16 protein-coding genes and 2 pseudogenes are annotated in these 24,723 nt (G+C 55.5%); 3 read left to right on the top strand and 15 right to left on the bottom strand.

What is annotated here, in order from left to right; all coding sequences use genetic code 11:
* Positions 1 to 70: 70 nt before the first annotated feature.
* From V1289_RS35445 to V1289_RS35395, 12 genes and pseudogenes are all read right to left on the bottom strand, one after another.
* Positions 71 to 2,047, bottom strand: coding sequence for a caspase family protein (locus V1289_RS35445; RefSeq protein WP_334403176.1), 1,977 nt, complete (start codon positions 2,045 to 2,047; stop codon positions 71 to 73).
* A gap of 99 nt (positions 2,048 to 2,146) precedes the next feature.
* Positions 2,147 to 2,365: pseudogene (locus V1289_RS49965) on the bottom strand (WD40 repeat domain-containing protein); the annotation flags it as partial.
* A 31-nt stretch (positions 2,366 to 2,396) separates the two neighbouring features.
* Entirely contained in the window at positions 2,397 to 3,485 is a 1,089-nt protein-coding gene (locus V1289_RS35440; RefSeq protein WP_334403174.1) for an IS630 family transposase, read from the bottom strand.
* 56 nt (positions 3,486 to 3,541) lie between these two features.
* Positions 3,542 to 4,774: a WD40 repeat domain-containing protein gene (locus V1289_RS35435; protein ID WP_334407800.1), complete on the bottom strand. Its 1,233-nt coding sequence runs from the start codon at positions 4,772 to 4,774 to the stop codon at positions 3,542 to 3,544.
* Positions 4,775 to 4,817: 43 nt separating this feature from the next.
* A complete protein-coding gene (locus tag V1289_RS35430) occupies positions 4,818 to 8,297 on the bottom strand; it encodes a caspase family protein (protein WP_442896217.1) in 3,480 nt (1,159 codons plus the stop codon).
* A 271-nt stretch (positions 8,298 to 8,568) separates the two neighbouring features.
* Complete coding sequence (locus V1289_RS35425) at positions 8,569 to 9,342, bottom strand: M15 family metallopeptidase (protein ID WP_334403173.1); 774 nt, start codon at positions 9,340 to 9,342, stop codon at positions 8,569 to 8,571.
* On the bottom strand, positions 9,339 to 10,913 hold the full coding sequence (locus V1289_RS35420) for an NADase-type glycan-binding domain-containing protein (protein ID WP_334403171.1): 1,575 nt from the start codon (positions 10,911 to 10,913) through the stop codon (positions 9,339 to 9,341). Before V1289_RS35420 ends, V1289_RS35425 begins: the two co-directional genes overlap by 4 nt.
* A gap of 147 nt (positions 10,914 to 11,060) precedes the next feature.
* Positions 11,061 to 12,326, bottom strand: coding sequence for a serpin family protein (locus tag V1289_RS35415; RefSeq protein WP_334403168.1), 1,266 nt, complete (start codon positions 12,324 to 12,326; stop codon positions 11,061 to 11,063).
* Positions 12,323 to 13,876 carry a trypsin-like serine protease gene (locus V1289_RS35410; protein WP_334403166.1) on the bottom strand — a complete coding sequence of 518 codons (1,554 nt, stop codon included), beginning with the start codon at positions 13,874 to 13,876 and terminating at the stop codon, positions 12,323 to 12,325. Before V1289_RS35410 ends, V1289_RS35415 begins: the two co-directional genes overlap by 4 nt.
* A 21-nt stretch (positions 13,877 to 13,897) precedes the next feature.
* A complete protein-coding gene (locus tag V1289_RS35405; protein ID WP_334403163.1) occupies positions 13,898 to 15,505 on the bottom strand; it encodes a caspase family protein in 1,608 nt (535 codons plus the stop codon).
* A 21-nt stretch (positions 15,506 to 15,526) separates the two neighbouring features.
* A complete protein-coding gene (locus V1289_RS35400) occupies positions 15,527 to 16,480 on the bottom strand; it encodes an OmpA family protein (RefSeq protein WP_334403160.1) in 954 nt (317 codons plus the stop codon).
* 95 nt (positions 16,481 to 16,575) lie between these two features.
* The gene (locus V1289_RS35395; protein WP_334403157.1) at positions 16,576 to 17,169 is read right to left on the bottom strand and encodes a DUF4384 domain-containing protein; all 594 of its coding nucleotides are present in this window, start codon (positions 17,167 to 17,169) and stop codon (positions 16,576 to 16,578) included.
* Between the two features lie 456 nt (positions 17,170 to 17,625).
* Here V1289_RS35395 and V1289_RS49960 point away from each other — a divergent pair, with 456 nt between their 5' ends.
* Positions 17,626 to 17,913, top strand: a complete 288-nt coding sequence (locus V1289_RS49960) for a caspase family protein (protein WP_442896216.1) — start codon at positions 17,626 to 17,628, stop codon at positions 17,911 to 17,913.
* Here V1289_RS49960 and V1289_RS35390 read toward each other — a convergent pair.
* The 3 genes from V1289_RS35390 to V1289_RS35380 all read right to left on the bottom strand — a co-directional run bounded on the left by V1289_RS35390 (position 17,833) and on the right by V1289_RS35380 (position 22,373).
* Positions 17,833 to 21,318, bottom strand: a complete 3,486-nt coding sequence (locus V1289_RS35390; protein WP_334403155.1) for a caspase family protein — start codon at positions 21,316 to 21,318, stop codon at positions 17,833 to 17,835. The genes V1289_RS49960 and V1289_RS35390 overlap by 81 nt on opposite strands.
* 67 nt (positions 21,319 to 21,385) lie before the next feature.
* Positions 21,386 to 21,775 (bottom strand): hypothetical protein, encoded by a 390-nt coding sequence (locus V1289_RS35385; protein ID WP_334403153.1) that lies wholly within the window; start codon positions 21,773 to 21,775, stop codon positions 21,386 to 21,388.
* 4 nt (positions 21,776 to 21,779) lie between these two features.
* On the bottom strand, positions 21,780 to 22,373 hold the full coding sequence (locus V1289_RS35380) for a hypothetical protein (RefSeq protein ID WP_334403150.1): 594 nt from the start codon (positions 22,371 to 22,373) through the stop codon (positions 21,780 to 21,782).
* A gap of 596 nt (positions 22,374 to 22,969) precedes the next feature.
* On the opposite strand from V1289_RS35380, the pseudogene V1289_RS35375 reads away from it, so the two are divergent.
* Together V1289_RS35375 and V1289_RS35370 are read left to right on the top strand one after the other, a co-directional pair.
* Positions 22,970 to 23,701: pseudogene (locus tag V1289_RS35375) on the top strand (caspase family protein); the annotation flags it as partial.
* 87 nt (positions 23,702 to 23,788) lie between these two features.
* On the top strand, positions 23,789 to 24,646 hold the full coding sequence (locus V1289_RS35370) for a polysaccharide deacetylase family protein (RefSeq protein WP_442896215.1): 858 nt from the start codon (positions 23,789 to 23,791) through the stop codon (positions 24,644 to 24,646).
* The last annotated feature ends 77 nt before the right edge of the window (positions 24,647 to 24,723 follow it).

Below are 24,723 nucleotides of genomic sequence, written 5' to 3'. Positions count from 1 at the left end.
TCTTTTCTCACCATTTGCAGGCTTCGGCACAACCTGCGCGGAAGGCGAGTCATCAAAACCAATAGTTTTCTCATTGGAGCTTAAGAAGTGCTTGTTCCTGAACGTAACCAATTTTTTTCCCGTTACGAGCAACAGCGGCCCATCCATTCGCAAGTTCAACCAGTGTCACCTGAGACCCTGCAGCTAACCGTTCTACAATGACGCCGTCTATTGCCGCGATAACCAACACGTCTGACGGTGCCACCAGGACGTGAGTCGGCTTTGTTGGAATAGCCGTGCCCGAGAGCGCTGAAACGATTGCGGCGACAGGTCCATTACCCTTTTGCCTGTTGCCGGAATTGGCATCGTTCGCCGTCGTAAGAATCGACGTCTTGTTAGTCAGCGCGAAGTTGTTGCCGACGATGTTGCGTTGTGGGATCTGGCGCAGCTTGAATGCTTCGAAGGAGAAATCGGGGACCTTCTGGTCGATATAGTCGGCAAGCTCCGAGACCTCGATCAGGCCGTTCTTGTTGACGTCGGCATGCTCCAGCGCGTCCAGCAGCGCGTAGGTGAACACGCCATGGCCGCGATAGCCCTCCAGCGCCGGGGCATCGTCGGTGGTTGCCGTGAGGAAGGTTCGCCCCGTCGCCCGGGTCATGCGGTTGAGCGCGCCCAGCCTCTCGTCGATGTCGCTGCCGCGCGCCTTGGTGCCGGTCAGCGAGCCGCTCTCGCAGGTGTCGTAGAGCAGGATGCTTTTGCGGGCGGGGATCTTGGCGAACCAGGCCTGGAACTTGTCCTGGTCCATGCCGGTCTTCTCGATCGAGTCCTCGTCCTCGTAGCGGAAGTCCCTGGGCAGGAAGTAGTAGCGGCCGTTCTTAGTCTTGCCGTGCCCGGCTAGGAAGAACACGAACACATCGCGGGGCTGCGCCTTCTTGCCCAGCTCGGTGAACACCTTGTCCAGATTGGCGATGGTCACGTCGGTATCCAGCACCGTCGTGACATCGACCGCGGCATAGAGCCCGGTGCCGGCCTTGCGGAAACCCTCGGCAATCGCGGTAGCATCCGGCACCGCATAGGACAGCCTGAGCCGGCTGTCGTAATAATCGTTCACCCCGACCGCCATCACAAAGAGCTTGGGCGGCGTGGCGGTCTTCTCGCCGTCCCAGCTCACCGTCACCGAGGCCGCCTCCGAGGCGATCAGGTCTTTTGCGTTATAGGCCAGCACTTCGATCCGGTTCTCGCCACGCTCCAGTGCCAAAGATCGCTTAACGGTCAAGGACCTTCCCGCAGAAGCCGCCGCCTCGACCCGCTCCAGGCCTCTCGTTTCGATGCCCGACGTGACGCCGTTGACTCGCCACTCCACCTTGCCGATGCCGCCACCTTGATCGGACACCGTAGCCTCGACCGCGACCTCATCGGCCGGAGAAGACGACCCCGCAGCCGGTGCCGTGATCGCCACCTTCGGTGCCGCGCCGCTCGCCATCACCTTGTTGAGATCGAGCTTGGCCGCCGCAGCCTTCACCTTACCGTCGGGATCGCCAGCCAGCTTCTCCCGCACCAGGTCGGGTCGATACAGCGCATTGTAAACCTGATCGACCGATGACACCTCAAGGCCACGAACAATACTTAGGTTCTGCGCTGCTTTAGGGGAGGAAGCGTCAAAGAATCCCTCCGGTGTGATCGTCAACCACGTATTATCGTCATACCCGATCATAGTCGCACGTTGCCTATCGGCTGCAATATTCCAAACGTCGGTTGTTCCATCTCCGATTCCGCTCAACACCGTCTGCCCGTCTGGTGAAAAGACTGCGGACTCGACCCAAGCGGCGTGCATAATCTGCCGAATCTGATTTCCCGTAGCCACCTCCCATAAGCGCGACGTATGATCCATGCTACCGGTCAATACCGTCCGTCCGTCCGGCGAAAACGCGACGGACTGAATCCAGTCTGAGTGGCCGGTGAAGCGCCTCAACTCGCGTCCGGTGGCCACCTCCCACAGCCGCGCAGTGGTATCGTTCCCTCCTGTCGCGATGGTCTGGCCATCAGGCGAAAACGCGACAGAACTCACGAGAGCGAAACGCCCTAAAACGTCGTAGACACTAGTCCCGACTGAGTGTCCGAGGAACTGGCGTAGTTCGCGCCCCGTCGCCACTTCCCATAACCGAGCACTACCGTCCTGGCCCCCGGTCAGAACCGTCCGTCCATTTGGAGAAAACGCTACGGATGCCAGCCTATTTGTATGACCGACGAACTGCTGCAGCTCCCGCCCCGTGTCCATTTCCCAAAGCCGAGCGGTTTTGTCAAAACTTCCTGTTAGCACGGAGCGTCCATCGGGCGAAAATGCGACAGATCGTACCATGCCTGTGTGCCCTACGAACTGTCGCAATTCTCGGCCGGTCGCTAGTGTTCTGACTCATTCATTTGCATCCCGCTTTTGCGATGGCGAGCGCTTTTTTGGCTCGGTGGTGCTTTGCGAGGATGGATTTGGCGCTGGCGGTCCACTTGAAGGGCTTTGGGTTTTGGTTTCGATGCTCGATCCACTCGTCAATCGCGGTCTTGAGTTCGGTGACGTCGTTGAAGGTCCCTCGCCGGATGCGCTGGCGAGTGATTTCGGCGAAGAGCCGCTCGACGAGGTTGAGCCAGGAACAGGAAGTCGGCGTGAAGTGCAGTGTGAAGCGTTTGTGTCGCGCCAACCAGCGCTTCACGGCCGGCGTCTTGTGGGTGGCGTAGTTGTCGAGGATCAGATGCAGATCGAGATGTGCGGGCGTCTCGCGGTCGATTGTTTTCAGAAACGACAGGAACTCGTCTGCCCGATGGCGTGCCAGACATTCGCCGATGACGGTACCGGCCGCCACATCGAGCGCAGCGAAGAGTGTTGTGGTGCCGTTGCGCTTGTAATCATGGGTCATCGTGCCGGCACGGCCCTTTTTCAAGGGCAAACCCGGCTGCGTGCGGTCGAGTGCCTGGATTTGGCTCTTCTCATCGACGGAAAGCACCAGTGCCTTCTCCGGCGGATCGACGTAAAGGCCGACGATGTCCTCGACCTTCGCGACGAAGTCGGGATCGTTGGAGATCTTGAAGCTGCGCACGAGATGCGGCTTGAGGCCGTGTTCGGCCCAGATGCGCTGTACGCTCGTGTGGCTGATGCCCATTTCTTCCGCCATCGATCGCACGCTCCAGTGCGTGGCATTGGCGGGACGCTCCTTCACGGTCTTCTCGACGACCTTGAGCTTCATAGCAGCGCTGAGCGGCTTTCGGCCAGGCGGCTTGGAGCGGCCTTTGATCAGACCATCGACGCCGGTCTCGGCAAAATAGTCCTGCCAGCGCCAGACGGTGGTCTTCGAAACCCCGACCTCACGCATAATCGCCACGACGCCATGACCGTCCGCCGTCATCAGCACGATCCTCGCTCGCTTGGCGATCTTCTGAGCCGTGTTTCCATCGGTGAGCAGTTGCTCCAGTTCCCTGCGAGCCCTGCGATCAAGTACAATCAAGTCATTTCCCATGCCGCGAGTGAATCATGTTCGCGACAAGTTGGGATTCAAATGTCAGTGACAGAACACTAGATTGCGGTGTTGTCGGCACTGCCCGTCAGCAACATGCTTCCGTCCGGCGAGACTGTCACAGCCGCTAAACTATTCGAGTGTCCGGTAAACTGTCGCAGCTTCCTTCCGGTCGCCACATCCCAGAGGCCCGCGGTTTTGTCGAGACTTCCTGTTACTGCTAAGCGCCCATCCCGCGAAAACGCGACTGATCGAACTATCACTGTGTGACCCGTGAACCGCCTCAGCTCCTGCCCTGTGGCTACATCCCAAAGCCGCGCAGTAAGATCGTAACTTCCCGTCAACACCACCTGTCCGTCAGGCGAATACGCTACAGATTGCACCGGACCTGTGTGCCCTACGAACTTTCGCAGCTCACGCCCCGTCGCCAGGTCCCATAGTCGCGCTGTCTGGTCGCTACATCCCGTGAGCAACGTCTGTCCGTCCGGCGCGACTGTGACAGAGGTCACCCATCCAGCATGCCCAATGAACTGCCGCAGTTCGCGTCCCGTCGCCACCTCCCATAGCCGCGCTGTTTTGTCGTCGCTTCCGGTCAGAACTTTACGTCCATCGGGCGAAAACGCGACGAAATTCAACCCGCCGGAGTGCCCTTTGTACTGCTGTAATTGGCGTCCAGTCGCCACATCCCACAGCCGCGCCGTTTCGTCGGCGCTTCCGGTCAGTACCGTCCGCCCATCAGGGGAAAACGTGGCGGAAGTTACCGCGCTGGAGTGCCCTACGAATTTTCGCTGTTCACGCCCCGTGGTTGCATCCCACAACCGAGCAGTCTTGTCGTCACTTCCCGTTAGTACTGCGCGCCCGTCGCGTGCAAAGGCTACGGACGTTATTTTGGATTCGTGTCCTTTGAGCTCGAGGAGTTGACGTCCAGTAGTTACATCCCACAACCGCACAGTCTTGTCGGTGCTCCCCGTCAGCACCATCCGGCTGTTTGGCGAAAACGCCACGGCTTGCACCCACCCTGAGTGCCCTGCGAAATGCCGCAACTCGCGTCCAGTTCTAACATCCCACAATCGCGCCGTATTATCCAAACTTCCGGTCAGCACCGTCCGCCCGTCTGGCGAAAAGCGAGCGGAAATTATTGGAGATTTATGACCTAACTGCGAAACGATTTCTACATTGAGTGGCTGGGCGGCGGCGAACAATGCTGTCGAGAAGAGAACGAGACCGACGCTCATCGAAAGATAAAAGATGGCGCATAAATATGGGTACCTAATCGCGAGCTTTGAATTCATGAGTTCCAACCCACGTTGTCTCGAAAGCAGGGCTGATGTATTTTCACTGAACTCGCATCAGACGGTCCTCAGCGACATAGCCTACCGACTTTCCGTCTTTTGCGACAAGCATCCAACCCTGCTCGATCTTGATCAGCGAAAGTAGCGTTCCTGCCGGCAGTTGCTGAAGTTTGGCACCCTGCCCCGCCAACCGTTCGAAGACATCTACCGGAGTAATGGCCACGTGGGTTGGCTTGGCTGGGATGACCACATCGCTCGAAGGCGCGCCGCCGGCCGAGGCGGTGGTGGCTTTGGCTGGGAAGGTACCGGTCCCCGTCAGTATAGCTATCTTATTTGTAAGCGCGAAGTTATTGCCGACGATGTTCCGCTGCGGGATCTGGCGCAGCTTGAATGCTTCGAAGGAGAAATCGGGGACCTTCTGGTCGATATAGTCGGCAAGCTCCGAGACCTCGATCAGGCCGTTCTTGTTGACGTCGGCATGGTCGAGCGCATCGAGCAGCGCATAGGTGAACACGCCATGGCCGCGGTAACCCTCCATTGCCGGGGCATCATCCGTTGTTGCTGTCAGGAAGGTTCGCCCCGTCGCCCGGGTCATGCGGTTGAGCGCGCCGAGCCGTTCGTCGATGTCGCTGCCTCTGGCCTTGGTGCCGGTCAGCGAGCCGCTCTCGCAGGTGTCGTAGAGCAGGATGCTTTTGCGAGCAGGGATCTTGGCGAACCAGGCCTGGAACTTGTCCTGGTCCATGCCGGCCTTCTCGATCGAGTCCTCATCCTCGTAGCGGAAGTCCCGGGGCAGGAAGTAGTAGCGACCGTTCTTGGTCTTGCCGTGCCCGGCCAGGAAGAACACGAAGACATCGCGCGGCTGCGCCTTCTTGCCGAGCTCGGTGAACACCTTGTCCAGATTGGCGATGGTGACATCCTTATCCAGGACCGTCGTCACATCGACCGCGGCATAGAGCCCGGTACCGGCCTTGCGGAAGCCCTCGACAATCGCAGTGGCATCCGGCACCGCATAGGACAACCGCAGCCGGCTGTCATAATAATCGTTTACCCCGACCGCCATCACATAGAGCTTGGGCGGGGTTGCGGTCTTCTCGCCATCCCAGGTCACCGTCACCGAGGCCGGCTCCGAGGCGATCAGGTCCCTGCTATTGTAGGCCAACACCTCGATCCGGTTCTCGCCGCGCTCCAGTGCCAGTGAACGCTTCACGGTCAAGGACCTTCCCGGACCAGATACTGCGTCCGCCGCTACCCGCTCCAGGCCCCTCGTCTCGATGCCCGATGTGACGCCGTTGACGCGCCATTCTACCCTGCCGATGCCGCCACCCCCATCGGACACCGTCGCCTCGACCGAGATCTCGTCCGTTGCCGAAGAAGAACCCGCGGCCGGTGACGTGATCGCAACCTTCGGCGCGGAACCGCTCGCCATTACCTTGTTCAAGTCAAGCTTGGCTGCTGCTGCCTTCACCTTGCCATCAGGATCGCCCGCAAGCTTCTCCCGGACCAGATCAGGCCGGTACAGAGCATTGTAAACCTGATCAGCAGATGACACCTCAAGACCGCGGACCACGTTCACATTCTGCGCAGCCTTCGGCGACGATGCGTCGAAAAAGCCTTCAGGAGTAACCGTCAGCCACTCGCCGCCTTCGAATGCAATCATGCTTGCAGGTAGCGCAACTGAATCAATATCCCAAATTCTCGTGCCATCAGTACTTCCAGTAACAACCTTACGGCCGTCCGGTGAAAACGCACTAGAAATAACCAGCCCCGGTGGCCCGACGAATTGGGAACGTTCGCGGCCTGTCGCAACATCCCATAACCTCGCAGTCTTGTCCGTACTTCCCGACAATACGGTCTTTCCATCCGGCGAAAACGCTACCGATAGTACGCTATCTAAGTGCCCGGTGAATCGGTACAACTCACGGCCCGTCGCCACTTCCCACAACCTTGCGGTTTTGTCGAAACTTCCAGTGACCGCCGTTTTTCCGTCGGGCGAGAGCGCAACAGAATCGACGGTTGACGAGTGCCCTTTTAATTGCCGTATTTTGCGCCCGGTGGCCACATCCCAGAGGCAGGCCGTATTATCCAAACTGCCGGTCAATGCAGTCCGCCCGTCTGGCGAAAAGGCTACAGCTATCACCCAACCTGAATGCCCCTTAAACTGCCGCAATTCACGACCACTCGCTAAATCCCACAGCCGCGCGGTTTGATCCCAACTTCCGCTCAACATGGTCCGCCCATCCGGCGAATATGCGACAGACGCTACTTCTCCGGTGTGCCCTTCGAAGCGCCTTAGTTCACGCCCATCCGCTACGTCCCAAAGCCGCACGGTCTTGTCTCGGCTTCCCGTCAGTGCGGCTTTCCCGTCCGGTGAATAAGCAACGGATGAAATTAAACCTGTATGTCCGCTAAACTGGTTCCGGACATGTCCGGTCGCGACCTCCCACAAGATCGCAATGCCGTCTTCGCTTCCTGCGAGCACCCATCGTCCGTCTGGGGAGAACGCAACAGACTGCACTGAGGCCGACCGTCCCGCAAGTTTGCGTAACTCGTTCCCCGTAGCAAAGTCCCAAAGTCTAGCCGTCTTGTCTTGGCTTCCCGTCAAAATCGTCTGACCGTCGGGGGAAAGCGCGACAGACAAGATTAAATCTGAGTGTCCAGCAAGCTGTCGTAACTCACTGCCCGCGGGGACGTCCCAGAGCCGAGCCGTCTTGTCCCAGCTAGCGGTGAGTGCAATCCGACCATCCGATGAAAATGAAACAGACGCTATTTGCTCTGAGTGCCCTTTAAGCACTTTTATCTCCCGGCCTGTTGCCACATCCCACAGCCGCGCCGTTTTATCTACGCTACCCGTTAAGATCATCCGTCCGTCAGGCGAAAAGGCAACTGATTGGACCCAATTCGTGTGCCCTTTAAATTGTCGCGATACGCGTCCGGTAGCCGCGTCCCAAAGCCGCGCGGTGTTGTCCATACCTCCGGTTAAAATACTCCGACCGTCCGCCGAAAACGCAACAGTAAATACGCCGATCCCGTGCTTAAGTTGGTACAACTCTCGACCGCTTGAGACGTCCCATAACCTCGCGGACCCATCATCGCTTCCAGTCAAAATCGTCCGACCGTCTGGCGAAAACGAGACTGCAGTAATTCGTTCAGAGTGGCCAACTAGCTGATGCAGTTCGCGTCCAGTCGTCACATCCCAGATTCGCGCGGTCTTGTCGGAGCTGCCTGTTACTATTTTTTGCCCGTCGAAAGAATACGCCACGGACCAAACCATGTCTGAATGTCCAATGAATTTCCGGATCTCTCGCCCGGTCGACAAATCCCAGTGCCGAGCCGTCGTGTCGTAACTTCCGGTCAGCACCGTCTTTCGATCAGGCGAAAACGCGACAGAAGTTACGCCGGAGCCATGCCCAAGTTGGAGAACGATTCTTGCATCAGCATTCTGAGGCGATGCCGAAAAAGTCAGATCCAGAGAGATAACTCCGCAAACCGAGACGAGGACAGAGGCCCTTCGCCAAGACGACATGATTCTTGAAATCTTAGCCATTTCTCAGGGTACTCCGTCCAAAATTTCAGCCTAGTCAGTCAGGATCCGTCCAGTTCCGTGCGAACTCACATCGTAGAAAACGGGTCTGCTTCATCTCAATTTCCACCCTGAAAAAACGCCAGCAAACACGCGAGCCAGCACCGTGAAGGTCCAAAATCAGTCCGACCCATTAAAGCAACGAGAAACCGCGAACCTGTACCTCGCCTGCTCCAATATCCCACGCCTATCCGTCGGCTTGAATTGCTGTTGTCTAAGACTTCGGCTTTGCCGGAATATCGAAGTCGAAAGCTCCAGATGATGCGCTTCGAAACGAAAAATGCCACCACTCACGCTTATAATTGGAGAAGCCATGCCGCCCCATCAGCGCGACCAAAATGGCGCGGTTCTGTTGCTGCTGTTTGGTAATTTCACTGCTGAACGTCGCGCTTTTCGGATCAAAGCAATCGAAGCTTGTCCCCATATCAAGTTCATCCGGCGCTCGTCCGTTATCTTCAGCGATGCAAGGCCCACTTCCGATCGGGTCATTCGCACCGTCCGCTGAGACGTTGAGGTCTACCAGCGTCAGGTCAAGAACTGTCCCAGTCGAATGGCCCGATCGCGATGCGATATATCCCTGATTGATAAGTGCTGATTTCTTCGTGCGCGGAAAGTAGTTTTTATCTCCGGTGATCTTGCTGTCACCGACCCATTGGACCATTGCTTGAACCGCGCGTATGGGCCGGTAGCAATCCAGCATCTTGAGCGATAGTTTCCTGGCAGCCAGCTCGGCCTGAACCCGTTTGAGCGCATCGGCAACCGGCGTCTTGACGACACATTGCGCAGATCCATAGCCCGGCAGCGGTCGTCCTGTGAAATTATTGTTCCCTGCGTAGCGCATATCCTGAATGACTGTCGGATCGATCTCACTCAGAAACACAAATCCGTTCCCCAGACCTTCCGCGCGCGCACTCATTTCAGATTCGCAACTGACCATCATAAAGGTCGCCACCAATGTTTGGCGCATGGAAGGGAATTTCGTTCTCATTGCTGGCGATCTGAAGTGACGCGAAGCTTCGAAATGGCGGTGTCACTGTATTTTGAGCCGCGATACACGTCTTCGATGACGACCTGCACCCAATAGGCATTGATCGGCCGATCCAAGGCGATGTTCTGGGTGCCAAATTTATCATCGAGCGCGCGGACAACGTTCTCGCCCGAGGAAAACACCAGCCGAACGCGCTTGACGCGACTATTCTTATAATAAATATCCGAATTCTTCTGGTAACCATTGTCTATCAGCACTGATCGGACGCTCCGACGACCATCGAACTCAACGGTAATCCACTCCCCGATGCCATAGCCGGACGCTCCTTCAACCCATGCGACCGATGAATCCGCACTATAGAGGTTCCGCACGCCGTAGGAATTGCCGAATTCGGGTGACAGGCGTGAACTTGCACAATAGTGATCTGTGCCCGCAGCTGTATTGCGATCGGCACAACTCTCGCCTTCACTCCGCGGGCGCGCAGGACGGGTGATGCCGTCGGTCAACATAGCCACCTTTCCGGGTGGAGGCGGATCGGGTTTGACGATCTTCTCCTGTGCCGCTCGCCCCAGCTCCGCTATGCGATTGTCAGCTTCCAAACGGTGCTTTCCGGCAGGGAACTCTCTCACGAACCCGCGCAACGCCGCAATGTCCGTCGTACTCCGCAGAAAAGGCCAGGCGATTTCTTCATCGCTTACAGCCGCTGCAGGCGGACCGGATTGCGGTTTCGCCGCCTCGCAATTCCCGGCGAGGCAACCCTGCGGCGGAATGCTAACGTCAAGGTTGGGCACTTGTTCTTGCTGCGTCAGCGCAGCGACCTCCCGGCTGATATCCCCCATCGCTGACAGCCAGTCGCGCTGTGGGGTCTGCGGCAGCCGTTTGACAATAGCAGTCATCAGGGGCGACGTATCCGAACCGGCTACGGCGTCGCGCGCGGGTTTTCCATTCTGCGTAGCATACAGCACCAGACGCCCACTTGACGTGCTCAGCCGATCGAAACCTTTCACCAAAGTTAGGCTGGATCCACCCCGAAAGCATGAGCGGATCGGATCGGTTCGGCAAGCATCAAGGATCACGATCTGATCGCCCGATCCGTCAAGACGCCCCAGCACGCCTTCCGAAAGATCCACCAATCTGCGCTGCAGGAAATTCACATCCGCACTGTCGGCGTTGCCTATGTTGTTGCAATCGAGCCCAGCATCGATCGGCACGAGCCAGTTGCGGCCACCCGCGGCAAAACCGTGACCGGAATAGTAGACTAGGCTGGTTTGCGCTCCTCGCGTGATATTGGCGAACTGATAGAGCGCCGCGTCGAAACCGGCAATGTCGAGATCGCTGTACCGAAAGACAGTGAAGCCATTGGCGCAAAGCAGGTTCCCGAAGGCCTGCGTATCGCGGCGCGGGTTTGCAAGCGGGTTCAGAAGCCCCTTGTAATCCTGATTGCCAATCAACAAGGCAAAACGTTTTCCATCGCCACGGCAGACCGGAGCGTCGCTTTGGGAAGCCGCCTGAACGACGGCCGTCGAAAGCAGCCAGACGAATATCAAGGAGCTGATGGTAGGTGCGCGCACAACCGATCCCCCAAGCTCGTTATCGCATGAAGTAAAAATTCTACCGGCCACTGATCGAACCATAAATGCATGGCGTCTGGCCAAGCTTTAGCGACCAATACACAGCTCATATTCAATGAGTCTACCTAGCGATTTTTTATCGATCAGCTAATCCGGCCTGCCAACATAACCCATGAGCAGAATTAAACCCGTTCTTTCGTCACGAAGCGCGAAGACAAATGGCTTGTCTACGACCATTTTCACATACTCGGATTGCGGTGAAAATGAGCGCGTTGCTGTAACCGCAGTCGCCGCTGCCGCCTCCGTGCCATCCTCGTTAACGTGAAGTTCCGTCTTCTGAAGAATTCGAGAGAGCATAAGCGCACCTGGAGAAAGGGCGCTAAAAGAACGCGGATTCTTGCGAGCGAAACTCAATCCTAAACTGTCCAGAGACTCAAGAAGCTCAGTCGTTTCTGAGGATGAAAACTTCGGAATTGCGACTTCGCCCGCCTTGAGTGCAAAGTCTTCGCCTCCAAGCCAACTGACCACCGGAGCAAACGCGCTTACACGTGCCGTCCCGACATTGGTCGTAATCACCACCAGCTTGTAATCATCGGCAGCGTAAGAAAGTTTTACTCCAACAAATTTGGCGTTTTGTCGAAACGCGTATTTTGCCTCCGGCAGATGCATCATGGGCACATCGATTGGTTTCCCGTTTCCGGTATTAAAGGGCTGCAATCGCGTCTCGGTCGGATCGAAAGGCGTCTTCCAACGGTCTTTGAAATATAGCGCATTGATCGCGACGAGGCCCAAATCGTCTGGTGCTTCATCCAGGACCGCCGGGATCAACCCTCCCGTCCGCTTCTTGATCCAATCATTAATTCTGCCAACCGCTTCTGGTTTATTCAAATCCTCGACTGAGACGTCGGCGCCAGCCGCTGCCAGTCCCAGCAAAGCCAATTGAAACGGTTTTGTGGATGGATCAAAGACAATCATGTTGGCGAGAGCCAGGGGCCCCCCATCATTAGTCTTCTTTGACAGGGAGGATATAGTTGAGCGGATGCCCATAAAGTCATCGGCGGTCGTCTTCTTCGAGGCATTACTAAAACCCAGCGTTCGATGGAGCGCATTTCGCATGTCATCGCTTGCGCCAAGATCTAAGAGCGCAAGAATGGTGGTCACACTCGCCGGTGACACTACGAAATTTATTCGGCGATGGCTCGTTCGAGCCAATCGATCTATCAAGTTGTGGCCGAGCCGTAGCTGCGCCGTCAGCAATTTAGTTCGATCGATAGGGGTTGCGGCCTGAACAGATGAAGAGAGAGCCTCCCCTCCAGCTAGCGGATCGGCCAGCGCATTCTTGAAATAAATCGCTGCGAAAACACCTAGCGCCGCTCGAACGATATATCTTCGCTGGGTCTGGAATAGGTTCATTGGATGATCCGATATCCCCTGACCGCAAAAGACCAATCGCGCGGGCGTGCGGTACCACCAATTTCGAGGTTGCGGCCCAGTTCATTCGTTAGTTTGGAAAAATATTCGAGCGCTTGGTCTGGATCCATTGTCTTGGGCGCATCAGGAAGAGTAATCGACTGTATCGGTTCTGCGCTCAAGATAGCGACTAACAAACCTTCGCCGAAGGGCGGTTCTGTCTTGAACTCAAAACCTTCATACGGATTTTTGGGATTAGGGACCAAAAGAGGACTGCTACTCTCAACGTAATTGGACCTTTGCCGACCGCCAGTTGGCGTCGATAATGACCGTGCATTTGGAAAAACCTGAGTCATCTTTCGGTCGGGCGTAATATCAATGAGCAGAAGATAACCGGGCTTTTCAGTCGTGACGCGAAATTGCGCCTTTTGACCCACCTTCAGGGTTTCGCCCTGAACAAAGCTTACCGAGACGCCTGCCGCATTGTCGGAGGCCGACGCTGGCGAAGGCTGACCTGACGGCGGTACCGACGGCGAGGAAGGCGAAGCAGAGGGTAAGGCCGGCGGAGGTAACGGCTGAACTACCGGTGGCGCGGGTTGAACAGAAGGCGGCAATATGGATTGAACGAAATGTACCCCTGTCTCTTTCTGTATCCAACCGATAAAGGCCGACACCTTCGAGTATACGCCGTAACTTTCCTTGAGGGCACAATACCGTCCGAAGCTAACAACACCAATCTGTGCATATTGCCCTTGGGAAACCTTTGTCACTAACGGCCCACCACTATCCCCTTGACACGAGTCCTTTCCACCCTCCCGCAGGCCAGCACAAAGAACGCGATGATCGATTTTGCTGCTTCCATCGTTGTAGGCTTTCCGACAAACGTCCTCACTCACAAGAGGAATGTCCACCTCCATCAGGCGGTCAGTGAAATACCTAGGATCATTGGGTCGGACCGCATCATTAGTTAGCAGGTCGTGCCAGTCCTTTATTGCCCGTAACGTGCCCCAACCCGTTACGGTGCTAATCCGAGCCGCTTGTTCTATCTCGGAATTTTCATTTTGCGAAAGAGAGACCGGCCTCGAGGTCGCCGGTACCGCAAGTTCAAACAACGCAATGTCATTTTCTTGCGAAGCTCTACTGTATTCCGCATGCGGAACAACTCGCTTGACAGCAAGTGCTCGACCTCGACCACCTTTCTTCTTGAGGTTTCTGTCTATCCAATTAGTGCCCTCTACAAAAACATAATCTTCAGGCTTGATCGCTCCAATGCAATGCGCCGCCGTCAATACCCATTTCGAATCGATCAGCGAGCCGCCACACCGCATGTTGTACTGGCCGTCTGACGCTCGCATATACATAACAACCTGCCAAGGCCATGCGCCGTCTCTCGCGAGAGAACCGCCGACGATTCGGTAAGTCACTTCTGATTGCAAATTGTCGAGACGATCTTGGGCCTCGCTAATGGCTGTATTGGTTTGAGCAAAACCCGCATCAACTAGTAGTACAGCCTGCGCTGCAACGAGGACGACCAAATAAGCGAATTTCACCATCTGAAACTCCATGCACTCGATTCAACGGCCGGTGAATGAACCGGCCATACCTATTCGGACGTCACGAGCCTCGCTCCGGACCGCCTTCATAATTTCCCCGAAGATTCCCGCGGCCTTTTGATTGTGCAAACCGCGAATTGCCTCTTCAATTTCAGCGAGCCGCACGTCTGATACTACGGCGACAACCTGGTCGGCCCCGAGGGGCTCGCTAGTGATCAGAGGCAAATTGAAATCCTGCTCCTCCAACATCAACGCGTCGCCTTTTTCGGGACGAGGATAAAGGAGCTGCACCGTCCCGTCTCCAGCGAGATTCACCAAGATTAAAAACTTCTTTGAAAGCCCTTCCACGTGAAAGGTCACGCTCTCACCCAAGGAATGCCGCTCGTCATCAGGAAGCAATCTAATTGTTTGGGGGCGGATCTCCGCAAGTTTTGCTACAGTGAAGATTGCCGCAGTACGATCGGCAATCGTGGAAACACACCTTGGATCGATGCATTTGGTAATAAGGTCACCGAAGGCGCTAACAACATCCCCATTTTTTACGTCCCAAACTAGATCTGCCCGCTCATCGTTCCCGACGACACGAATCGCTGTCCGATTGGCGGCAATTTCGAGCGGACTTCCGCTATTTATTATCCGCAGTCGGATTGGCTGTTGGGCGTCCACAACATCTGGCGCGCCGTCCGCTTTCAAACGAAAGACCACTTTGTCTAGTTTTGCTGTTTTTGTATTGGGCTCGGTAGAAATTGTTTGCCGCGTGTTGGAATACTGATAAACAATTTGCCGCGCAAAGCTGAACAATTGTTCGCGCGTGATAGCCTCATCTCGACCGCCATCTATCGCTCGAGCAACCGCGTAGCTGAGTGCTCCACGAAATGTCGTGCTTCCTGGAATTGGCACCTCCGGAGACTTTGAAAATTTGTCCACCGCTCCCAGAAAGGTTACGTTTTTTAAGCTTTCGATGCTTAGGAATGCGTCTGCAGTCGTGGAGATAGGTTTGAGATCATCGTCCGCCAGTGATATTCGTCCTGCCGTCCGGTAGCTAAGCTCGCCTACTCTTAAATCGGCCCCCCTCGAAAGGCCTCCCCCATGACATGTATCGGCAATGAAGAGGACGTCCACTCCATTTTTGTCGAGACGTGAAAGCCACGCGTTCAATTCGTCGTCGATAATACGTTCGGTAGTGCCCGGCCCTGAAGTGGAAAAGCCCGCCAATACAAAAATCTCGTCCATCCCATCCACCTCTGAGCCACGGACGAGTTCGGGCTCTTGAGCACCGTGACCGGCGAAAGAAATGATAACAAGATCGCCAGTCTTTGACAAAGCAACAAGCCTGTCAATTGCCGCCACCATGTTACGTCGCGTCGCGTCTTTGTCGATCAAAACGGTGAGATCCGTTACTCCGGCTCTCTTGAGCGTGCTTTCAATATCCCGCGCGTCGGCGACTGCACCCTTAAGATTTCGTATAGCAGCGTATTGATTGATGCCAACAATGAGAGCTCGCACCTCGCCGCCACCGGCGGCTTTCAGCTGTATGGTTCTAGCCTGGGCTGAGACGGCCAATATTTGAAAAAATGCTACTAGAACTGTGAGTAGGTTATTCTGGCGCTTTCGAAATGTAATGATCACCAGATCCTCGATCCAAGTGTGTTAGTTGCGCTTCCACACCACACGGCGATTGAGCGCCCAAATATCCTCTTGCTTCAGGTCGGACATATCTGTGAGTGACAACGGTTCCGACTTTCCTTTAGCTATTGTGGTAATTTTCGCGTTAATGCCATTTTGTTGTAAGTAGCTTGCGACCGCCCTTACACGCTCACCTGACAGCCGCATGTTATAGCCTGCTTCGCCGCGCTCATCGGTATGTCCTACCAGCGTGATTTCGGATGGCGCCTGCTCTCGAAGCACTTCCGCAAGTTCTTTTGCTGCTTGCGCTCCAATGGAGGTGAATTTTGCGGACGCGGTTTCAAAGCCTATTGGAATAGGAATAGCGGTCGGCTTGAAACCGCGAATGTCGGGGGACATAGTTCCACCGATCTTACCGTCCCGTTGATCTTTTGACGCCGACACAAATTGAGAATTGCCGGCACCGCCTTCCTCATTCGCGGCCAGCATTCGCGACTCGGCCGCGCGGTTAAACACTGCCCTAATATTTTGCTCGCTTGGACTTGTGGGAGTTTTTGAAGGGTTTTTGATTGTTTCTAGCGCACGTTCGTAAGCCCGAGTTGCCTCATCAAACCGTCGCTGACGAAATCGTATGTCGCCAAGCCCAACCGCGGCACGCCACAAAACATCCGGCTTATCCGCGTCAACAACCAATGCCTCAAACTCGGAAATTGGGGCTTGCTTGTCGATCATTTGCTGAGCGAGTAACAGTTCGAGAGCAGCTCTTCGACGTTGTACCTCGACGAGTCGGCCGCCACAGCTGGCATCGACGGCAATCTTGGATTCTAAACTTTGCGCATCCGAAATGCTGCGGCTCTCAAGTGCTACGTTGAATTTTCCAATAAGAGCCTCGCAATCCGCAAAGGCCGACGATCCGAAAATCGCAACGAAGGCCGCAGCGGTAAAGACCTTGCTCGCAAGATAGAAGGGACAATTCATTTTCCGCTCAATCCGCTCTGGCGTTGCAATCCTCTAAATCCAGAATATCAATATCTTCAACAAGGACGCTTCGAGCCACGCGCCCTTCCAAGGTACTAGCGCGATGCGACCGTCTTTACTGCCATGTTGACGATTGAGATCTTTTGCCCTGAAGTCGTTGGTGCCGCGGTCGTAACCTCTAAATTCCGAACAAATTCACCAACGTCACTCTTTACGGCAACAAAGACTTCGCCCGAGCTCAACATGGTTTCTGGCACTAGCTTCAGTGGTTTATCGGAAGCGAAAATCTTAATTACTTCGCCACCTAGGTCCCCAGAAATCTTTATTTCTGCTTTGCCATTGGGTGACGGTATCTCGGTCTCGCTATTAGCTTTGACGAGATTATCTTTCTGAAACGAATTGGGGAATAATTGCGTTATCTTGCCCGTTGGACCAACATTGAACACTGTCACGTATGCATCCTCGTTTGTTTGGACGCGAAGCTTAAGCGTTTCACCACGAGCATAGGTCATATCCCGACGGTTGACCGAGGCAGTCAACTTTAGGCTGCTCTGTTTCTGAGATCCCGCATGATAAGCCTTAACCTGTTCGACGCTCAGGTCGCGAAATCCAGGATCCTCTTCCGCGAACGTTGGCGCTGCCGTCGTGAGAAAAAAACCTAGGACCGCAATTGATGTGGCGAAGCGCATCTAACTCTCCCCTGGCACACTTGTGCCGGTTATAGTTCAAATAGATTGAAGCTAACCGCTAGATAGGCGGCTTCGCGGCAGATATGGACTAGACATAAAAACTCATTACCACTGGACGGTGCAAAACAGAATAACCCGAAAGATTGGAGCTTGGCGAGACGTTTGATGGCCCCAAATTCGATTGGAGCCCATATCCCGTTGGAACGCTCGCTCATTTACAGCAGCGCCTTTCCTCCGCCGCCAATGATCTAACGTTTCGGTCCGGCACGACGGGGTTGACGTGACAAGCCCCCTCGACGCTTGCCGGGGTCTGTGGCAGGCTCCGGGGTCTGTGGCAGGCTAATGTTTTTGCAATCACTCGCCTAGGAGTTTTTGGCATGGGTGAAAGGACGTTCTCACCCGACAGCCCCTATCTTGCGCTATTTGCTTTCGCTTGTCCTACTTTTGCCGGTTGAGATGACCGCTGCTCAAGCGGTCCCATTAAGCGATGCTCCGGCCTGTCGCAGCGAAGGTAAACGCTTTGCACTTCTCATTGGAAACCAGGATTACAAAGGAGCGCTTACACCGCTTGCAAATCCACGTCGTGACACCGCAGCATTTTCAAAACTACTTTGCTCGAATGGCTTTACGCTAGAAGCATTCTTTGGGAATGCTTTGCGACCGCTATTGCAACGGTGCCAAACCGGCTTGGGCAACATATCCGAAGGATTTTCCGTCTTTGGCGATGAGAGTCCATCCTTCTGAGCTCTTGACCGCAGTAACAAGGGTTCCCGCTGGAAGTATCTCGATCGTGACAGCCCCGCCGCTGGGTTCCTTAAGCACCTCTATCGGGCTCAACGAAATCACCACATGGGTTGGCTTGGTCGGAATAGCTGTGTCGGATCGTGTACCGTTAGCTGGAGCTAAGGTGCTGACCTTCGCGGGGTTGGCGTTCACGCCATTGGCGGGAGTAAGAATGACCATCTTGTTTGTCAGAGCGAAGTTGTTACCGACGATGCTTCGCTGCGGGATCTGGCGCAGCTTGAATGCCTCGAAGCTGATGTCGGGGACCTTCTGATCGATATAGTCGGCAAGCTCGGAGACCTCGATCAGTCCGTTCTTGTTGACGTCGGCATGCTCCAGCGCGTCCAGCAGCGCATAGGTAAACACGCCGTGGCCGCGATAACCCTCCAGCGCCGGGGCGTCGTCGGTGGTGGCGGTAAGGAACGTTCGCCCCGTCGCCCGGGTCATGCGGTTGAGCGCGCCCAGCCGCTCGTCGATGTCGCTGCCCCTCGCCTTGGTGCCGGTCAGCGAGCCGCTCTCGCAGGTGTCGTAAAGCAGGATACTCTTGCGGGCAGGAATCTTCGCGAACCAGGCCTGGAACTTGTCCTGGTCCATGCCGGCCTTCTCGATCGAGTCCTCGTCCTCGTAGCGGAAGTCTCTGGGTAAGAAGTAGTAGCGGCCGTTCTTGGTTTTGCCGTGCCCGGCCAGGAAGAACACGAAGACGTCCCGCGGTTGCGCCTTCTTGCCAAGCTCGCTGAACACCTTGTCCAGATTGGCGATGGTGACGTCCTTATCCAGCACTGTCGTCACATCGACCGCGGCATAGAGCCCGGCACCGGCCTTGCGGAAGCCCTCGGCAATCGCGGTGGCATCTGGCACCGCATAGGACAGCCTTAGCCGGCTGTCGTAATAGTCGTTCACGCCCACCGCCATCACAAAGAGCTTGGGTGGAGTTGCGGTCTTCTCGCCATCCCAGGTCACCGTCACCGATGCCGGCTCCGAGGCGATCAGGTCCTTGTTATTATAGGCCAGCACCTCGATCCGGTTCTCGCCGCGCTCCAGCGCCAGCGACCGCTTCACGGTCAAGGACCTGCCCGCGGACGCCGCCGCCTCGACCCGCTCCAGGCCCCGCGTCTCGACCCCTGAGGTGACCCCGTTGATCCGCCATTCCACCTTGCCGATGCCACCGCCCTGGTCCGACACTGTCGCCTCAACTGCGACCTCGTCGGTCGCCGACGAAGACCCTGCAGCGGGCGACGTGATCGTAACCTTCGGCGCAGAGCCGCTCGCCATCACTTTCTCAAGATCGAGCTTCGCCGCCGCAGCCTTCACCTTGCCGTCGGGATCGCCCGCCAGCTTCTCCCGCACTAGGTCAGGCCGGTACAGCGCATTAAACACTTGATCGATCGACGACACCTCAAGGCCACGGACAATGCTCAGATTTCTAGCACCGTTGCCCCTGTCAGACGCGTCAAAGAAGCCCTCAGGTGTCAGAAAAACCCACTCGTCACCCTTAAACGCGATCCTCGTTCCGAGTAGTGCACCACTCTGCGCGTCCCACAATTTAGTCGTCCCGTCCGAATTTACCGAAACGATCTTCCGACCATTCGACGAAACGGCTACAGAGCTGAGAGCGCCAGAACGCTCGGTGAATGTACGGATTTCGCGACCGCTCTGGACATCCCAAAGCGTGATATTGCCGCGACCTCCTGAAATAATTCTTTGGCCATCGGAAGAAAATGTTACGGAAAGGACTTCACCATGCCCCGTGAAGGTGCGGAGCTCGCGTCCGCTTTTGCCATCCCATAGTTTCGCCGATCCGTCACGGCTACCGGAAATTATTCGTTGACCATCGGGCGAAAAGGCGACCGAATTGACCCAGCTGGTGTGCCCAAGGAATCTACGGAGCTTAGTTCCGCTGTCGGTGTCCCAAAGCTCTAGGATTGCATTTCCCGAAACGATTCGGCGGCCGTCGGGTGAAAACGCCAAAGAGCTAACCTGAATGGCGTTGAAGGTGTGAAGTTCGCGTCCGGTGTCGGCGTCCCATAGCTTGATCGGTGGAATGTTGCTCCCCGACACGATCCGCTGGCCATCGGGTGAAATCGCAAGTGAGGCTACTGGGTTTGCACGCTCCCGGAAGACCGGCAATTCGCGGCCGCTGTCGAGGTCCCACAACTTGATGGTGTCGTTGACGCTCCCGGAGACAAGTCGCTTGCCGTTTGCTGAAACCGCTACGGAAATGACTTCCTGTGAATGCCCCTCGAAGCCTCGAACTTCCCGGCCGTTGTCGGTATCCCAAACCTTGATGGCTGAATCGCTATTTCCTGATACGATTCTCCGTCCGTCTGGCAAAAACGCCATGGAATTTGTCGAAATGCTGTTGCGCTCAAAGCCGCCGATTTGCTGTCCATTGTCCGTGTCCCAAAGCTTGATCGTGTCGCCCCCGGAAACGACTCGTTGTCCATCGGCAGAAAAAGCCACGGAAGTGACCTCACCGGCTTTAAAGGTACGAAGTTCGCGCCCGCTCTTTGCGTCCCAAAGCTTGATAGTATGATCGTCGCTCCCCGATATAAATCTCGTGCCATCAGACGAGAATGCCAGAAGCATGGCGGAGCTATAAACATGTCCAGGCAAGTTAAGAAGTTCACCTCCGGTCTCTGCTTCCCGAAGCTTTATGCTGTGATCGCCGATTCCCGATGCAATCTTTCGGCCATCCGGTGAAAATGCGAACGAAATGACTCGTTGGGCCTCTCCGGGAAATGTACGCAATTCCGCGCCGCTTTCGAGGTCCCACAGCTTAATGGGTTTATCTCCACCTCCCGACACGACCCTCCGGCCATCGGCTGACACCGCCACTCGATCGAACTTTTCAAGCCTTAAGGTACGAATTTCATATCCGGTTTCGATGTCCCAAAGCTTGATTGTGTAGTCGTAGCCGCTCGAAATAATGCGCCGACCATCGGACGAAACCGCCACAAGAGTGACTTCACTCGTGTGTCCGGAAAAGGTGCGAAGTTCGCGCCCGCTTTCTGCGTCCCAAAGCTTGATATTTTTATCGCCGCCCCCCGAAACAATCCGCCGACCATCAGGTAAAAATGCGACGGAATTGACATAGCCGGTATGCCCCGTGAAGGTGCGGAGCTCACGTCCGCTGCCGGCATCCCAAAGTTTTATGGTGTGATCCGCACTACCTGAGACAATAAACCGTCCGTCATGCGAAAATACGATTGCCTTAATCTTCGATTGCCCAAGCTGTGGGACAACCTCAATAGGAGTTGAGGTTGCATGTGCAACAGCGGTAGCGGCAAAAAGAACTAGGACAAAGAAGAGCAGACCTCGACGTGGCAAGATTCCGTCTCGGAGCCGAAATGGATTAATAAACAGCATCACGCCTCCATCTCGCCACGCGAATCGCCGTTGTTCGCAGCATTTCGAATTGTTAGTAAAGGCCAATTCATTTTGGCGCCGATGGTTTACTGGCTGCCACCTGCTTCAAAAGTTGAAACAGGTCATGGACTGCTTCAGGTGAAGCGCGCTGCAACCGCTCGACATCCGGATTCTTGTTTGGGTCAAACGAGGCGGGCGGTTCCCCCGGCGGAAGCGGCGTTTCTGCAGCCTGGTTCGACACCACCGGCTGAACCCGATCAATCGCATCAAGCAGAATGCGGACCACCCAAGGATCCTCTTTGACGATTCCGGATAATGCAGCGTTGCGGCTAATGATCGCCAACTCATCGCTGGTGAACTCGGGAGCGCTCTTTGCCACGCCCTGCAGCTCCGCACATGCCGGCTCGGCAATCATCGCGATTGCGACAGCAAACATCATCAAATGTTTTCGTGACATGGTGTCAAACAGCTCCCTGAATTCGCTTGTGCAAATCGCGAATGCAACTTCCGAAAATTCCTTCGAGTTTTCCGTTGGAGGACACGAGGATCGTTCCATAGGCTGTCTTTTCTCGATTCAGAAATCCCGCTTCGGCGCAGCCAACGACGATCTTGCGACAGGTCTCGGTCGACATCACGCTCATGAGCAGACGCGCGAGGTTGGACTGATCGATTGCACCCTTCCTGTCCCGCCAGTTCTGTAGCAGCCGAGGCATGGTGTCTGACGTGAACATGCCTTCGAGGGCACGCTCGCGCGTGAGACCAATCCGGCTCATCTTGCTAGGATCCTTCATGATGTCCACAATGTACTGGTTATGCAGCTCCGCCAGTTTTTGCACGTCGGCTTCGGTCTCGATGCCACGCGCGCCAATCAGAAAATAGAACTCCGCCAACTGATAGGTTGCGTCGAGCCTGAGCGTACCCAGAATGCGCTCTTCCTGCGAATTGCTCGACAAGCAGATACGATCGAGAAACTCCTTTCGCGACCATCGCAAGTTCTCAAGCAGATTGAGCTCCGCTTTCCAATCGTCCCCCTCGGTCTTCTTAACCTTGGCCATCTTGCCACGCTTTCCAATGAATCAGGAGTGCGACGAGCCACGCGTCGGCTCCAATTTGATTGGGGGTCGCCAAGCTGTTCGCCGGGGGGCATTCGCTTTTTCGATCCCAAACTACACGGAATAGGCGTGTTAGCCAGCCCGCCAGAGAATTTTCTCGGCTATGGGAGCCCACAACTCTGCCGCAGTGGTCTATCGCATGGGTGGCTTCCGTACGGCGCTGGTGTCGCGCTCGAGCTCGGGCGCAATGGAGGTGGTGCCCACCGGCCAAACGCCCCGAACCCGGTATGACCTTTTCAGACTAAGAGCGCGGCAGCCTCAATTGCCCGGCAAGCCAGCTCATGGCTTCCGTTTCGGCGGGTGCGGAGGCCCCATAGAAGAGAGCAGGCCACGGCATCAGGCTTTGGCGCCATTCCGGTGAACTGCTGGCGGCGGGCCGCTGACCACAGCAGTCTATCGGGAGCCAACCATGTTCAAAATTCGCGAAAAGGTCTCGTTGCGCCGCCGCCTTAATTGAAGCATCGAGTTCATTCGATGTCGCAGCCGTATAGTTCTTGCGCGTGCACGTAACTACGTTAAGCTGCCGAGATATTGGGGGTATGCATATGCGCTTGCTTTATCTCACGTTTTTATGGATTGGATTGCTTTGTGGGCCCTCTCCGGCATTAGCCCAATCCCGAGTTGCCTTGGTGATTGGCAATAGCGCCTATCAGCGCGTGTCGGCCCTGCCAAACCCTGTAAATGACGCAAGTGATATTACCGACTCGCTTAAGCGGCTCGGTTTTGATGTGAAGACACTGACCAATGCGAATTTCGATGACATACGCCGCGCGCTGATCAGTTTTCAACAACAGGCCCGTGGCGCGGAATTCGCGGTCATCTTCTTTGCCGGCCATGGCATGGAGATCGCCGGCGAAAACTGGTTGATTCCAGTCGATGCACAATTAGCAACCGATTTCGATGTCCCCAATGAGACAATCAGCCTTCAATCCCTGACGCGCGCGGTCTCCAATACGACCAAGTTAGGACTTGTCATCCTGGACGCGTGCCGAAACAATCCGTTTTTGCCTAAGATGCAACGAACACATCTGACAAGGGCGGTCGAACGCGGGTTTGTACGCGTTGAGCCGAACGACAATATTTTGATTGCCTATTCAGCGCGGGACGGCACAACAGCAAACGATGGTTCTGGCCGCAATAGCCCGTTCACCAGTTCTCTCTTAAAAAATATGGAGACTCCTGGGCTCGAGGTCACATTCTTGTTTCGTATCGTACGCGACGATGTCATGGCCGCGACCAAACGCGAGCAACAACCAATCATTTACGGGTCGCTTTCAAAGGAACAGATTTACCTGAGGGCATCATCCGAAGGAAGAATCTCGGCGGACGGCGTTGTGAAGCCAAATTCCGATGCCGGCATTTCCCAAGAACCGTTGCGAAAGAAAGACGTGCAGAACGAGCAGCTTGCCAGGCCATTGGAACCCATCGAACTACCATGTTCCAATCCAGAAGCTCTTGGCGTTTCGCGGGTCGTCGCGGTCGACACGACCGCCGGACCTGGATTTGGCTTTGAACATTTTAAGCAGTTTGATTTTCTCAACGACAAGGAAGTCGTGCTGACGTTTAATCATGGACCATGGCCCAAAAATACAGCCGCCGTGCTGAAAGCCTTGGCGGACGAATGCACAACCGGCATATTCTTCCCGATCGGCAAGCATGCGACCTACTATCCTGAAATCCTCAGGCAGGTCGCTGCAGCTGGCCACAGCATTGGCAGCGCTACTTGGTCAAATGCAAATCTCAATAGCAAAAAACTGACCGAACAGGAGCGCAAGGACGAAATTGAAAAAGGATTTAGTGCGGTAAAATGGGCATTGGGATCGGAACCGTCGCCGTTCTTCCGCTTCCCGGCGCTTCAGCACCCGCCTGAAATGGTTACTTATCTCGGCACACGGAACATCGCGGTGTTCTCCTGCGATCTGGATTCGTTCGATGACAGAGCTGTTAATTCCCAGAAGATCATCGAGGAGACCATGAGGAAAATCAAGATACTCGATAAAGGCATAATTATGCTGGCCGATTTCCAACAGCACACCGGTGAAGCGCTGCCGGAGTTATTGCGCAAGCTAAGAACTGGCGGTTACAAAATCGTTCGAGTGAAAGCCAAGGCGCCATTACAGACAATCGCAGAATACGACCAACGCATAATGAAGACTTCCGGCCCCCGCCCGATGTCTGGTGTTGTTAAAGATGCTGTTAAAGAAATCGGCCGTTAGAGGAAACCGTTTAACGACCTGGTCACGATGACCATCTCCAGCTGTTTGCGGCACGATATACATTCCAAATCCAACAT

The organism is Bradyrhizobium sp. AZCC 2289 (assembly GCF_036924615.1).
Lineage (GTDB): Bacteria > Pseudomonadota > Alphaproteobacteria > Rhizobiales > Xanthobacteraceae > Bradyrhizobium.
This window is presented reverse-complemented; position numbering and strand designations above follow the sequence as displayed.

Excerpts from the sequence above, each read along its gene's own strand:
- V1289_RS35440 (WP_334403174.1), bottom strand. The coding sequence starts at position 3,485 with ATGGGAAATGACTTGATTGTACTTGATCGCAGGGCTCGCAGGGAACTG.
- V1289_RS35435 (WP_334407800.1), bottom strand. The coding sequence starts at position 4,774 with ATGAATTCAAAGCTCGCGATTAGGTACCCATATTTATGCGCCATCTTT.
- V1289_RS35430 (WP_442896217.1), bottom strand. The coding sequence starts at position 8,297 with ATGTCGTCTTGGCGAAGGGCCTCTGTCCTCGTCTCGGTTTGCGGAGTT.
- V1289_RS35425 (WP_334403173.1), bottom strand. The coding sequence starts at position 9,342 with ATGAGAACGAAATTCCCTTCCATGCGCCAAACATTGGTGGCGACCTTT.
- V1289_RS35415 (WP_334403168.1), bottom strand. The coding sequence starts at position 12,326 with ATGAACCTATTCCAGACCCAGCGAAGATATATCGTTCGAGCGGCGCTA.
- V1289_RS35410 (WP_334403166.1), bottom strand. The coding sequence starts at position 13,876 with ATGGTGAAATTCGCTTATTTGGTCGTCCTCGTTGCAGCGCAGGCTGTA.
- V1289_RS35400 (WP_334403160.1), bottom strand. The coding sequence starts at position 16,480 with ATGAATTGTCCCTTCTATCTTGCGAGCAAGGTCTTTACCGCTGCGGCC.
- V1289_RS35395 (WP_334403157.1), bottom strand. The coding sequence starts at position 17,169 with ATGCGCTTCGCCACATCAATTGCGGTCCTAGGTTTTTTTCTCACGACG.
- V1289_RS49960 (WP_442896216.1), top strand. The coding sequence starts at position 17,626 with ATGACCGCTGCTCAAGCGGTCCCATTAAGCGATGCTCCGGCCTGTCGC.
- V1289_RS35390 (WP_334403155.1), bottom strand. The coding sequence starts at position 21,318 with ATGCTGTTTATTAATCCATTTCGGCTCCGAGACGGAATCTTGCCACGT.
- V1289_RS35385 (WP_334403153.1), bottom strand. The coding sequence starts at position 21,775 with ATGTCACGAAAACATTTGATGATGTTTGCTGTCGCAATCGCGATGATT.
- V1289_RS35380 (WP_334403150.1), bottom strand. The coding sequence starts at position 22,373 with ATGGCCAAGGTTAAGAAGACCGAGGGGGACGATTGGAAAGCGGAGCTC.